The sequence below is a fragment of the Pontixanthobacter rizhaonensis genome (assembly GCF_012972675.1).
GTDB lineage: Bacteria > Pseudomonadota > Alphaproteobacteria > Sphingomonadales > Sphingomonadaceae > Pontixanthobacter > Pontixanthobacter rizhaonensis.
Genome location: NZ_JABCRE010000002.1, coordinates 433514 through 446572 on the forward strand (window position 1 = coordinate 433514; position 13059 = coordinate 446572).

The window sequence follows — 13059 nt, forward strand, 5'->3', positions numbered from 1 at the left end:
GGCACGCATAATGGCATTTGAAAAGATACTGATCGTTGGCTTCGGCACAATGACGGGGGCAATGGTCGATGGCTGGATCGCGGCAGGTTATCCGGCGTCACGGTTTGAGGTCTATCACCCTGACAAGACCAGGGTTGCGCATGATCTGATGGTGCATAACTCTTGGCCCGATGCAGGTTTCGATGCGATCTTGCTGGGTGTGAAGCCGCATATGCTGGATGATATTGCTGGCGGATTGGCAGCTTTGGCAGGCAGCGAAACCGTGATCCTGTCGGTTTTGGCAGGGGTTGAACTTTCCAGCTTGCGCGATCGTTTCCCGCAGGCAGCCGGGGTGGTGCGCTTTATGCCCAATCTGGCTGTTGCATTGGGAAAATCGCCTAATGCGCTTGTCGCGGAAGGCCTGAGCGAGCCGCGAATAACGGCCGTGACGCAGCTGGCATCAGATATCGGCACGGCAGAGTGGCTTCACGATGAAAGCCAGTTTAATTTGGTGACCGCATTGGCCGGGTCAGGCCCCGGTTTTGTTTACCGCTTCATAGATGCGCTGGCCGCCGGTGCCGCCGAACTGGGCCTTGATCCTGCCCAAGCGGGGCGGTTGGCCACCGCTATGGTTGATGGCGCAGCGGCATTGGCTGCCGCATCAGAACATTCCCCGGGCGAACTGGCGCGGCGGGTGGCCAGCCCTGGCGGCATGACCCAAAAAGGCCTGGATGTGCTCGATGCGGACGATGCGCTCAAAAAATTACTGACCGAATGTCTACGCAGTGCGAGAGACAGAGGGGCAGAAATGGCGGAGCAGGCCCGAAAACAGGGTTAACGCTGATGATCACGCAAGAGTCCGGTTTTGCTTGAAAAACGCGGTGTAAATGCCAATATCGTAACCAGAGCCGATACCTATAGGGGTTTCGGGAAAAGGAGTTTAATTCGACATGGCTGATTGGAACGATACCCGTCAGGAAAGATCTGGGTTCGGTACTGCACCCGGCGCTGCCGGTGATCTCGGTACCCGTGCCGTCTTTGACGAAGGTCTACGGAAGCATATGCTTTCGATTTATAATTACATGACATCCGGCGTTTTGCTGTCAGGCATCATCGCAATGGTGTTCGCCAATGCTGGTTACGCCGCTGCAATGGTCGGTAGCCCGATCATGTGGCTGGTTGTTTTGTCACCGCTGGCAATCGTGTTCGCGATGAGCTTCGGGCGCAATAAATTCAGCACCGGGACATTGCAGATCATGTTCTGGGCCTTTGCAGTTCTGATGGGTGTGTCACTATCGACCATCTTCCTGCGCTACACTGGCGGATCAATTGCGGTAACATTCTTCGCGACATCGGCAGCCTTCGCAGGCCTCAGCCTGTTCGGTTATACCACAAAGAAGAATATGTCCGGCATGGGCAGCTTCCTGATCATGGGTGTAGTCGGGCTGATTGTCGCGATGATCGCCAATATGTTCATCCAGTCCGCGCCGCTGATGTATGCCATCAGTTTCATCGGTGTGCTGATCTTTGCGGGTTTGACCGCTTACGACACACAGCGTCTGAAAATGGAATATTTGGCTGTGCAACAGGCAATGGTGACCAACCCTGCGGTTGCCCAGCAATATCCGGTTGGAAAAATGGTGATCCTTGGTGCGCTGACGCTCTATCTGGATTTCATCAATATGTTCCAGTTCCTGTTGAGCTTCCTCGGCAGCCAAGACTGATTTCAACACCCTTGGCGGTGCATTGAACGAGAATTAAGATGCCCGGAGTGCGTGATGCATTCCGGGCATTTTTTTTACATGATTGACTCATTAGGGTTGACCTTCAGACAATAGTCAGACTCAAGAGAACAAAGCTTATTGCGCGCTAAGGAGGCCGCTTTTCATGTTCCAATCGAACACTGCCAGAATTCGCCTTGCAGGAACCCTGATGGGGCTCGCCCTATTGGCAGGGTGCGTAACGCCTCCGCCGCCACCTCCGCCTCCGCCGCCACCTCCGCCTCCTGTGAAGGTCATTCCAGCACGTCCGGTACCTCCGGGTGGGGCTGCTCTGGGAATGTATATCCCGCCGCGCGGACCCGATGGCATCCGTCTCTCTGTCAATTCTAATATTACAACCGCGCAATCGGTATGGAATCTGCGGTCCGGTTTGAATGTGGCCGCGCTAAATTGTTTAGCACCGCGATATGCCGGTATTTTGCCCGCATATTCCGAGCTGCTGAAGCAAAATCGCAGCAAGCTCAAAACTGTGAATGATGTCATCATCCGCGAATTTCGCGCTGAGCACGGACGCCGGTACCGTGATGAATTTGATGGGTATATGACGCAAGTCTATAACTACTTCGCATTGCCACCGGCCAAGCGGGATTTTTGTGATACAGCCTTACAAGTCGCCAATGCATCTGTTGGCGTGACGTCTGCTGAACTGGATGGGTTCGCGCTGGCGAACTTACCCGTCTTGGACAGCGTGTTCGATAATTTCTACACACAGTATGAGCAATATCAGATCGATGTGGCAGCGTGGGATGCAGAATACGCCCCGCCTCCTGCTGTTCCCCCTGCACCGATAGAGCCGGTTGAAACACCGGGCGGTTAACGCTGTTTTGATATGGCAGGCACGGTGCTGGCCATATCGGTGATTTGCTCCTAAGGGCGCGTCATGCATTTCCTTGACCAAGCCAAGATCTATTTGAAGTCCGGTGCCGGCGGCCCGGGGGCGGTTAGCTTCCGGCGCGAGAAGTATGTCGAATATGGCGGCCCCGATGGCGGCAATGGGGGCAAGGGCGGCGATATTATTTTTGAAGCCGTTCAAGGCCTCAACACGCTGATCGATTTTCGGTACGCGCAGCATTTCAAAGCGAAACGTGGCAGCCATGGTATGGGCCGCGACCGTTATGGCGCAGGCGCTGATGATCTGGTGATCAAAGTGCCCGTTGGCACGCAGGTTCTGTCCGAAGATAAAGAGGACGTGATCGCTGACTTCACCGAAGTCGGCCAGCGGGTGGTGATGCTTGAAGGCGGCATGGGCGGACGCGGCAATGCTAGCTTTAAAAGCTCCACCAACCGCGCGCCGCGTCAGCATCAACCGGGTGAACCGTCAGAAGAAATGTGGGTCTGGTTGAGGCTCAAGCTGCTGGCGGATGTCGGCTTGCTCGGCCTTCCTAACGCAGGCAAATCCACATTTATCAACTCTGTATCCAACGCGAAGGCGAAGGTTGGGGCGTATGCCTTTACCACCTTGGTCCCCAAACTTGGCGTCGTGCAGCACAAAGCGCGCGAGTTCGTGATTGCCGATATTCCGGGACTGATCGAAGGCGCAGCCGATGGCGCCGGTATTGGTGACCGGTTTTTGGGGCATATCGAACGCTGCCGGGTGCTGATCCATTTGGTTGATATTTCTGGCAGCGATCCCGCAGAGGCGATGGTGACCGTGCAGAACGAGCTGGCAGCCTATGGCGCTGATCTGGAAAGCAAACCGCAACTGATCGTGCTGAACAAAACCGATTTGGCGGATACTGAACTGGTTCGGGGTTTCGCCGCCGAATTACGCGAAGCTGGCGCTGACGAGGTGTTTGCGATTTCGGGCGCAACAGGCCGCGGTATCAGTGACTTACTCGATTCGGTTCTATCATATCTGCCCGACCGGACGTCGACCGAAACCAATGCAGCGGAAGAGGAAAATCTGGATGAGGCAAAGCCTTGGTCCCCGATTTGATGCACTCTGTCTAACGACGCTGTTCATGTATTAGGCCGGACGCTATTTGACTGATCATGGCAATCAAAACTCTCAGACAGCTTGTTTCCGCAGATAGCTGCAAAACACTGGTCGTTAAAGTCGGCTCGGCATTGCTGGTTGATGCCAATGGCCAGCCGCGTGAAGAGTGGTTGTCCGGCCTATCGGCGGAAATCGCTGCGATGCACGCTAAGGGCCAACGGGTTGTGGTGGTAAGCTCTGGGGCGATCGCATTGGGCGCATCGCGGCTACATCTCGATAAAGGCGGACGGGCCAACTTGGCCGATGCGCAAGCGGCAGCCTCTGTCGGCCAGATTGGCTTGGCAGGATTATGGTCATCGAAGCTTCAGACGCATGGTTTGAACGCGGCGCAAATTCTGGTCACTGTTGGTGATCTGGAAGATCGGCGTCGCTATTTGAATGCATCCTCCACTCTGGAACGGTTGCTCGATTGCGGCGTGGTGCCGATCGTGAACGAGAATGATAGCGTCGCGACAGAGGAAATCCGGTTTGGCGATAATGACCGGCTGGCCGCGCGGGTAGGGCAGGCGGCAGGGGCCGATGCTGTTCTGCTGCTGTCCGATGTCGATGGCTTGATGGACCGTGACCCGTCCCAAGCGGGTGCGCGCCTCATCCCCATTGTAGAGGGTGTGACGGACGATATCCGGTCCATGGCAAGTGGCAGTTCCGCAAGCGGCTTGGGTTCCGGCGGGATGATTTCCAAAATTCAGGCGGCCGAGATTGCCGAACGTGCCGGTATTGCGCTGGCGATCATCAATGGCACGCGGGACCACCCGGTTTCGGCGGCTGTGGATGCAGATCTTGGAACGCTGTTTATTCCCACCCGCCAAGATGGCGGACGCAGGGCTTGGCTGGGCGGCCGGATTGCGCCCGCTGGCAGCCTGACTGTTGATGAGGGCTGCATCGCAGCACTGGCCAAAGGGGCGAGCTTGCTTGCGGCAGGCATCACCAAAGTCGATGGCAGTTTCCAGCGCGGTGAATTGGTGTCGATCAAGGATGCAGATGGCTGCGCGATTGCCCAGGGCCTGGTGGAATACGATGCGGCTGTGTGCGCCGCTTTATCCGGAAAACGGCATGAAGAGCAGGCTGAGGTGTTGGGACACGCGCCGCGGTCCGCCGTTGTCCACCGTGATCAAATGGTATTGTTGTGAGCGAGGGTATGGTCGCGGTTACGGGCGGAACCGGTTTCGTCGGGCAGGCTGTGCTTGATGGGCTGGCTGCAAAGGGCATCAAAGCGAAAGCCTTGGCCCGCAAAGTCCCAGAGGACCGGCCAGAGGTGCAGTGGGTGCAGGGCAGCCTGTCAGACAATGCTGCGCTGGCCGATCTGGTAAGCGGCACAGACGCAGTGATCCATATTGCGGGGCTGACCAATACGCCTGATCCAGCGAATTTCACTGCTGCCAATGTTGATGGCACAGCGGCCGTCATTGCTGCGGCGAAGGCGGCCAAAGTGAAGCGCTTTGTATTTGTCTCCTCCCTGTCAGCTCGCAAGCCTGATTTATCCCGCTACGGAGCTTCCAAACTGGCGGCTGAAGAGCTGGTCATGGGAAGCGGACTCAATTGGACAATGGTTCGCCCCCCGGCTGTCTATGGCCCGCGTGACAATGATATGCTGGAACTGTTCAAGGCTGCGCGTTGGGGCGTCATCCCGATGCCGCCCAGCGGCGCAACGTCGATGATCCATGTCGATGATTTGGCTGAATTGCTGATCGCTCTTATTCCATCATCACCGAAAACACGCCGCCGAATGTTTGAACCTGATGACGGGCGCGAAGGCGGCTGGTCCCATCAAGAGATGGCCAAGGCGATTGGTACAGCGATGGGCCGCAATCCTTTTGTTGCGCAGCTGCCCAAGCCGGTTTTGGATATGGCAGCCAGGACAGACCGCTTGATGCGCGGCGATGCGGCGAAACTCACTGCCGACCGGGTAGGGTATATGTGCCATCCCAATTGGGTGGCACGGTCTGATAAGGCAGTGCCGGCCGATATCTGGCAGCCCAGTATCGAAACACATAAGGGGCTGAAAAGCACCGCCGAATGGTACCAAGCCAACAATTGGCTATGATGCCTTAGAACGCCGGGTCGTAGCCTGGTGGCAGGTCGCTGGTGTCGCCATCTTCTGACCCCGGCGTGTGGATCCCGCATTCGGTCTTGTCCCAGCCCTTCCAACGGCCAGAACGTGGGTCTTCACCAGGCGCAACTTTGTTCGTGCACGGGCCGCAGCCAATAGAGGGATACCCCTGCGCCACCAAAGGATGGCGGGGCAGGTCGTGCTCGTCAAAATAGGCTTCGATATCGTCTGATGTCCAATCAATCAGCGGATTGATTTTGAGGCGCCCTTGGCTGTCTGAATTGTCCACTTCAAAGCGCGGCAAGTTAGCGCGCGTTGCCGATTGGAAGGCTTTGCGCCCGGTCAGTGTTGCGTCGTAATCCGACAGCGCATTTGCCAGCGGTATTACCTTGCGAATGTCGCAGCAGCCATCAGGATCATATGACCATCTCAGGCCGGTCTCATCCTTCTTTTCCAGCGTTTCTGCATCAGGCGTTAGGTTGCGCAGATTGGTCAGGCCAAGCTTGGCAATAAGCGCGTCACGATACGCCAATGTTTCGGGAAAATGTTTGCCCGTATCCAAAAATAGCACGGGCAAATCCGGCGCAACTTCGCTGATCAAATGCAGCAAGACCGCGCTCTCTGCGCCAAAGCTGGATACGGTTGCCAAATCACCGGCCAAACCGTCAGCGATCAAATTGCCCAGCATCTCGCGCGTGTCCTGCCCGCGAAACATACGGTTGAGACGCACGGCATCTTCGTCTGTAAAGCGGGGGCCGGTATCAATCCGGTCAATCGCGCGTAGCTCATTCATGGTTGGCACCGTGTCTGATATTCCAGATCGGGTTCCGGCCATCTGTGGTCGCTTGATAGACTTCGGGCCATGTTTTGAATGCTGCATCAGCATCCGCCCGATCAAGCGGAGCGTTTGGTTGGAATGCATCAAACCCGCACCGGCGCATATTGTTCAGCTGATCGACCAAAACGTCACCAACCGCACGGATTTCTCCGTCGAACCCGGCTTCGCGCAATATCCGCGCAGCGGAATAGCCGCGTCCATCGCCATAGACCGGAAAATTGACTTCGACCAAAGTCAGCCGGTCAAGAAACGTAAGCAGTGCACGCGCATCATCACCCGGTTCAATCCGGACGGCGGTGGCGTTGCTTTGGTCGCAGCATGTTTCAAAGGCAGCAACGGGATCTGTTGTGGGCGTATCGTCGCGAAAACGCAGAAGATCAGTCATAAAGCGCCTCCTTAAATGGGGCCATGCCAATTCGGTTATAGGTGTCGAGAAAGCGCTCCCCATCCTCTTTTTGAGCAAGGTAAACGTCGGTCACGGTTTCCACCGCTTCGATCACGCCATCTTCGTCAAAACCGCGCCCGGTGATCTTGCCCAACGCAGTGTCTTCAGCTTCGCTGCCGCCCAATGACAATTGGTAATTCTCGACGCCTTTTTTATCCACGCCGAGGATACCGATATGGCCGGCGTGGTGGTGCCCGCAGGCATTGATGCAGCCGGAGATTTTGAGCTTAAGCTCGCCGAGCGTATCTTCCTTGCCGTTGGCTTTGAACCGTTCGGAGATTTTCTGTGCGAGCGGGATCGAACGCGCATTGGCGAGGCTGCAATAATCGAGACCAGGGCACGCGATGATATCGCCAATCTGGTCCAGATTTGGTGTGCCCAGCCCTGCGGCTTCCAGTTTGGTCCATAGCGCGTGCAGATCAGCGATTTTTACGTGCGGCAGAACGATGTTCTGCGTGTGCATGACGCGCAGTTCATCAAAGCTGTATTCCTTGGCCAGATCGGCCATCAGATGCATTTGCTCTGCCGTTGCATCGCCGGGAATTCCGCCAACGGGTTTCAGGCTGACTACCGCACTGACATAGCTATCATGTTTATGACGATGCGTATTGCGATCGACCCATAGTGCGAAGTCTGGATCGCTGCGATCCACGGTTTTGGTACCGTCTTCAAAGGCCGGGTCAGCGAAGAAAGGTTTGATCCGCTCTAGCTCGGCAATTGGCGGTTCGATGCCTTGCTCGAGTAGATGGGCAAACTCTTCCTCGACCTGCCGAGTATATTCCTCTGCGCCCAATTCATGGACGAGAATTTTGATCCGTGCTTTGTACTTGTTATCGCGCCGACCATAGCGGTTATAGACGCGCAGGCAGGCTTCGGAATAGGTGATGAGCTGGTCGAGCGGAACAAAGTCACGAATGTTGGGCGCGATCATCGGGGTCCGCCCCATGCCGCCGCCAACATAGAAGGACGCGCCGATTTCACCGTCAGCATTTTTGACGATCTGGATGCCGATATCATGCAGCCGCATCGCCGCACGGTCCGTGTCGCTGGCAATGACCGCGATTTTGAACTTGCGCGGTAGATACATGAATTCCGGATGGAAGCTGGACCATTGTCGCAAGAGTTCGGCGTAAGGCCTTGGATCAACTAGCTCATCCTGCGCAGCGCCAGCAAAGTGGTCGGAACTGATGTTGCGGATGCAATTGCCGCTGGTTTGAATGGCGTGCATTTCCACTTTGGCGAGATCGGCGAGAATGTCGCCCGCATCTTCCAGCTTGATCCAGTTATACTGGATATTCTGACGGGTGGTGAAGTGCCCGTAGCCGCGATCATACTTGTCCGCGATGTCCGCGAGTACGTGCATCTGTGTACTGTTCAGCGTGCCATAGGGCACAGCAACGCGCAGCATATAGGCATGCAATTGCAGATAGAGACCATTCATCAAACGCAATGGTTTAAACTGGTCTTCGGTCAGCTTCCCGTCGATGCGGCGCTGTGCCTGATCGCGGAATTCCGCGACGCGGGCATCGACCATTGCTTGGTCATATTGGTCATATTTATACATCAGACGATTTCCTCAATCGCAGCCGGATTGTCAGGCTTTAGTGTCAGATCAGGGCGCACAGTCGGGCCAAGGCCGCGTACCCGGTCCTTAATATGGTTTGGGCGGGCGATACCGTCTGTCAGCGTTGCCTCGACAGAATAGGGCACATTGACACGGCGGGCGCTTTCTTCGCGCGCCATGATCGCTTCTGCTTCGTCACCCACATCCACCGCGCTTTCGATGTGGAGCGACCATTCGGCCCCATCCCACCAAACGACAGCGCCGCTTTTCAAATCGTTACCAGTAAGAATAATCATGCTGCGGCCTCCAAAGCCATTTGTGCCACGGCCGTATTTTCCCGCGCTGTCACATCGCCAATCACGATAAGGGCAGGGCTGATGACCTGTTGCTGTTCAACCAGTTGGGGAAGCGCCGCCAGCGGTCCGCGCAAGACGCGCATTTCAGGCCGTGCGGCGTTTTCGATAATGGCCACCGGCATATCTGGTGCCAGCCCGTCTTCCATCAATTTTTCAGCAATTTGCGGCGCTGTTTTTACGCCCATATAGATCACCAATGTGCGGTTCTTGCCTGCCAGACCTGCCCAGTTCTGATCTTTCAACCCTTTGCATTGGCCTGCCACAAAGCTGACGATGCTGGCGCTGTCACGGTGGGTTAGCGGGATTCCGGACGCTGCCGCTGCGCCATTGGCGGCGCTGATACCGGGTACGATCTGAACGGGAACGCGGGCTGCATGGCAGTCTTCCATTTCTTCGCCGCCGCGCCCGAATACGAACGGGTCGCCGCCTTTGAGCCTTATCACATCACGGCCCGCGCGTGCTTCACGCACCAGCAAAGCGTTAATCTGATCTTGCGGCAAGGTGTGCTTTGACCGTTTTTTGGCGACGGATATCAGCCGCGCATCTGCACTGGCGAGCGCGAGAATGGCCGGATCAACCAGACCGTCATGCACGATCAGCGATGCGCTTTCTATCAGCCGCGCAGCGCGCAGCGTCAGCAGCTCTGGATCGCCGGGACCCGCCCCAACGAGGTATACTGTGCCTGTGTGTGTCATGCTGGCGAAATGGGCCGAGCAGCCCCTATTCGCCAGCGAGAATGGATTTTAGTTCGGCAAGCAAAGGTATTAGGCTGATAGTGTAACGTGCCCTGAAGCTATGCCTCTTTCTGGCTGACACGCTGCGATACCGCGGCGATCAATTGGTCTATTTGATCATTGCTGCGCACGTTCAAATCACGCTGCGGGAATGGAATCTCGATGTCGTGTTCCTGGAACAGTTCCCAAATACGCATATACACATCGGACCGGATATTCGTCAGACCCTCCTCGGGATCCTGAATCCAGAAGCGCACTTCAAAATTGACCGAACTGTCGCCAAATTCCATGATATTGACCCGCGGTGCGCGGGTCTTGAGAATGCGATCTGTCTCCTCGACAGCTTGAAGCAGAAGCTTGCTCACCAATTTCAAATCACTGTCATATGACACGCCCACTGGCGCTTTGACCCGTACATCGCGGGAGCTGTAAGACCAGTTGACCACTTGATTGATCATCAAATTTTCGTTGGGGATCAAATGCTCTGTCTGGTCACGCGTAATCACCGATATTGCGCGAACACCAATTTTCCGGATTTGTCCGACGCTTTCATTCCCCGCCTGGTCGGACACAGAGATAACATCGCCGGGTTTGATCGACTTATCCAGCAGCAACAAAATGCCAGAGATAAGGTTGCCGAAGGTCTTTTGCAGGCCGAAACCAATCGCCAAACCGAATGCACCGGAAAATACCGCCAGCGCGGTGAGGTCAATACCGAGCAAGTCAACGCCCAAGAAGAACGCAGCTGCCCAAATGATAATTGTGCTGAGCTTTTCAGTCAGCAATCGCTGGGTGCTATCCAACCGTGACATCCGGTTGATTGCCGCACGGCAGATCCTGGTCGCGACCCACGCAAGTATGATGACGAAGGCAATCACGCCCACCACGACCAGCACGTCGAATACCGAAAGGCGCATCGACCCGACTTCAATTGCCATTGCGTCGAGGCCTTCGGCCATACTGCCGATGGTTTCACTCTGCCCTGCGAGACCTTCTTTGATCTCTGCCGAAGCGCCGACCGCCTCAACCGGCTCTTCATCGACTATAGCGTCAACCGCAGCTTCTACCGGGCCTTCCGCGGCTTCCGTACCTTCGCCAGCATCTGCTGATGTCCCTTCGGGCGGGGTGCTGGATGGCTGTGCATCGCTATCGGCAGGAATGCTGGGGGTGGTTGCGGTTGTCATATTTGCTCCAGTGCCGCAAAACCGTTTTCAAGGTCGCGAATTAAATCTTGTGGGTCTTCTAGACCAATAGACAGACGAATGCCTAGATGTTCCCCATCACCCCAACTTTCAGGTGGCCATGCCGTTCCGGTGCGGATCGATTTGGGGTCATAGGGTATCGCCAGACTTTCAAACCCGCCCCAACTGAAGCCTATCCCAAACAGTTGCAGCGCATCGATAAAGCGTGCGCGCGCTGCGGTGTCGGCGTCAGACAGAACGAAGCTGAATAAGCCGCATCCACCGCTAAAATCGCGCTTCCACAATGCATGGCCCGGCGCACCGGGCAACATGGGGCATAAGACGCGGCTGACCGCGGGATGTTGATTGAGCCAGTGGGCAATCTCAAGCGCGCTGGCAGTGCTTTTGTCCAACCGCAAGGGCATCGTCCGCAATCCGCGTAGCGCGAGCGCTGCATCATCGGGAGAGACAACGTGGCCCAATGATTGGGCTGTCCGGCGCAGGCGGCTGTAATATAGCTTGCCCGCGCTCGCACTGCCCATCATCAGGTCGGAATGCCCGCCGACATGTTTGGTAAGCGCCATAATCGCAATGTCGCAGCCATGCTGGAGTGCCGGGAAGCCAAGCGAACTGGCCCACGTATTATCAAGGAGGCTGACCGCCTTGTGCTCTCGCGCGATACTGGCAAGAGCCGGGATATCGCACACCTCCATTGTCAAACTGCCCGGGCTTTCCAGCATAACCGCTGCTGTCCGATCGCAAAAATGATCGGCAAAACCATCCAGATCGAGCGGATCAAAAAAGCGTGCTTCGATACCGAATTGTTTGAACAATCCGCTCGCCATCAGCCGGGTGGGTTCATAGGCATTGTCCGTCACCAGCAATACGTCGCCTGGCTTTAGAACCGTCATCAACGCGCCAGACAGAGCGGCCACTCCGCTGGGATACAGCACCGTGCCATGCGCGTCTGGTTCCAATTGGGTCAGCGCTTCGGATAAAGCCCATTGGGTTGGAGAGCCGCGCCGGCCGTAGAAAAATTCACCATCGGCATTGCGGGATTTGGAATTTTCGAATGTTTCGATATCCGGGTAAAGATGCGTGCTTCCCCGCCAGATTGGCGGGTTGACGACTGGGCCAGTCCATTCTGCGCGCCGACCGGCAGCAACGGCTTTGGTGTCGCGCCGCCCGTTTTTACCTGCATCGCTCACGCTGCCACCCCCGTTTGTTTAGGCGTATCAGGGTCTGCACCCCATTCGCTCCAGCTACCGTCATATAGCGCGTAATGTGAATGCCCAAGAAGCTCCAAGGTAAACAGAATGACTGACGCCGTCATCCCGCTGCCGCAGCTGGCGGTGATCGGGGCGGATCGATCAATCCCGGCATCATCAAACAGGGCCGCCAGTTCATCGGGGCTTTTGAAAGTACCGTCGGTGTTGAACAATTGGGCAAAGTGCAGGTTCTTCGCGCCGGGAATATGGCCGCCGGGCAAACCATGGACAGCATCATTGACCTCCGCCGCGAACCGTCCCGCATCGCGCGCGTCGATCACTTGTTCTTTGCGGCTGTCGATATTTGCCAGCATGTCGGCTTTTGACCGGACTGTATCGGTGAGCTGGCGGGGCAGCGGAAAGTCGGATGGCGGGGCCTCTGTCACCCCGGTCGCGACGGGTAAATTTTCCGCGCGCCATTTTGCAAAACCGCCATCCAGTATGGCGACATTGGTGAACCCGAACATTGCGAAGATGAAGAATGCCCGGGCCGAACTTCGCAATGCGCTATCGTCATAAAGCACGACATGGTCGTCAGGCTGGACACCTAACGCAGAAAGGCGATCGGCGAATTGATCAGCACGCGGCAAGGCTGCCGGTACGGGCGAAGCCGTGTCTTGGAGTGATGGCAAATCAAGAAAGCGCGCGCCGGTAATATGGGCATCGGTATGTTCGGCAAGCGGGTCCCGCCCCGCTGCGGGCAGATGCGCTGAGGCATCAAGAATTACGATATTCTCTTGATCCGGCTTCTCGGCCAGAATCCGCGCCAGATTTTGGGCAAGCCAAGCTGTAGTAACCAGTTTTTCCATAGTACGGCGGTAGCGTTCAGCTCTGTGCTCGTCGAGCCTGACGTGAAGCAGGGCGGGG

General features: G+C 56.4%; 14 protein-coding genes. 6 read left to right on the plus strand and 8 right to left on the minus strand.

What is annotated here, in order from left to right; translation table 11 throughout:
* Positions 1 to 10: 10 nt before the first annotated feature.
* From HKD42_RS01920 to HKD42_RS01945, 6 genes are all read left to right on the plus strand, one after another.
* Positions 11 to 817: a pyrroline-5-carboxylate reductase family protein gene (locus tag HKD42_RS01920; protein WP_170009792.1), complete on the plus strand. Its 807-nt coding sequence runs from the start codon at positions 11 to 13 to the stop codon at positions 815 to 817.
* Between the two features lie 112 nt (positions 818 to 929).
* A complete protein-coding gene (locus HKD42_RS01925; RefSeq protein WP_170009793.1) occupies positions 930 to 1703 on the plus strand; it encodes a Bax inhibitor-1/YccA family protein in 774 nt (257 codons plus the stop codon).
* 163 nt (positions 1704 to 1866) lie between these two features.
* Positions 1867 to 2577, plus strand: coding sequence for a hypothetical protein (locus tag HKD42_RS01930; protein ID WP_170009795.1), 711 nt, complete (start codon positions 1867 to 1869; stop codon positions 2575 to 2577).
* A 63-nt stretch (positions 2578 to 2640) separates the two neighbouring features.
* A complete protein-coding gene (obgE, locus tag HKD42_RS01935) occupies positions 2641 to 3696 on the plus strand; it encodes a GTPase ObgE (RefSeq protein ID WP_170009797.1) in 1056 nt (351 codons plus the stop codon).
* A gap of 56 nt (positions 3697 to 3752) precedes the next feature.
* Positions 3753 to 4886: a glutamate 5-kinase gene (proB, locus tag HKD42_RS01940; protein ID WP_170009799.1), complete on the plus strand. Its 1134-nt coding sequence runs from the start codon at positions 3753 to 3755 to the stop codon at positions 4884 to 4886.
* On the plus strand, positions 4883 to 5800 hold the full coding sequence (locus HKD42_RS01945; RefSeq protein ID WP_343042129.1) for an NAD-dependent epimerase/dehydratase family protein: 918 nt from the start codon (positions 4883 to 4885) through the stop codon (positions 5798 to 5800). The genes proB and HKD42_RS01945 overlap by 4 nt, the downstream gene beginning before the upstream one ends.
* Positions 5801 to 5804: 4 nt before the next feature.
* Here the strand turns inward: HKD42_RS01945 and HKD42_RS01950 are convergent, their stop codons facing one another.
* The 8 genes from HKD42_RS01950 to HKD42_RS01985 form a co-directional block, all read right to left on the minus strand.
* Positions 5805 to 6599 (minus strand): phosphoadenylyl-sulfate reductase, encoded by a 795-nt coding sequence (locus HKD42_RS01950; RefSeq protein ID WP_170009800.1) that lies wholly within the window; start codon positions 6597 to 6599, stop codon positions 5805 to 5807.
* The gene (locus HKD42_RS01955) at positions 6592 to 7029 is read right to left on the minus strand and encodes a DUF934 domain-containing protein (RefSeq protein WP_170009802.1); all 438 of its coding nucleotides are present in this window, start codon (positions 7027 to 7029) and stop codon (positions 6592 to 6594) included. Before HKD42_RS01955 ends, HKD42_RS01950 begins: the two co-directional genes overlap by 8 nt.
* On the minus strand, positions 7022 to 8653 hold the full coding sequence (locus HKD42_RS01960) for a nitrite/sulfite reductase (protein ID WP_170009804.1): 1632 nt from the start codon (positions 8651 to 8653) through the stop codon (positions 7022 to 7024). The genes HKD42_RS01955 and HKD42_RS01960 overlap by 8 nt, the downstream gene beginning before the upstream one ends.
* Entirely contained in the window at positions 8653 to 8949 is a 297-nt protein-coding gene (locus HKD42_RS01965) for a DUF2849 domain-containing protein (RefSeq protein ID WP_170009806.1), read from the minus strand. The genes HKD42_RS01960 and HKD42_RS01965 overlap by 1 nt, the downstream gene beginning before the upstream one ends.
* A complete protein-coding gene (gene cobA / locus HKD42_RS01970; RefSeq protein WP_170009808.1) occupies positions 8946 to 9704 on the minus strand; it encodes a uroporphyrinogen-III C-methyltransferase in 759 nt (252 codons plus the stop codon). The genes HKD42_RS01965 and cobA overlap by 4 nt, the downstream gene beginning before the upstream one ends.
* Before the next feature lie 98 nt (positions 9705 to 9802).
* A complete protein-coding gene (locus tag HKD42_RS01975) occupies positions 9803 to 10927 on the minus strand; it encodes a mechanosensitive ion channel family protein (protein ID WP_170009810.1) in 1125 nt (374 codons plus the stop codon).
* Complete coding sequence (metC, locus tag HKD42_RS01980; protein WP_170009812.1) at positions 10924 to 12132, minus strand: cystathionine beta-lyase; 1209 nt, start codon at positions 12130 to 12132, stop codon at positions 10924 to 10926. The genes HKD42_RS01975 and metC overlap by 4 nt, the downstream gene beginning before the upstream one ends.
* The gene (locus HKD42_RS01985; protein ID WP_170009814.1) at positions 12129 to 13001 is read right to left on the minus strand and encodes a sulfurtransferase; all 873 of its coding nucleotides are present in this window, start codon (positions 12999 to 13001) and stop codon (positions 12129 to 12131) included. Before HKD42_RS01985 ends, metC begins: the two co-directional genes overlap by 4 nt.
* Positions 13002 to 13059 lie beyond the last annotated feature (58 nt).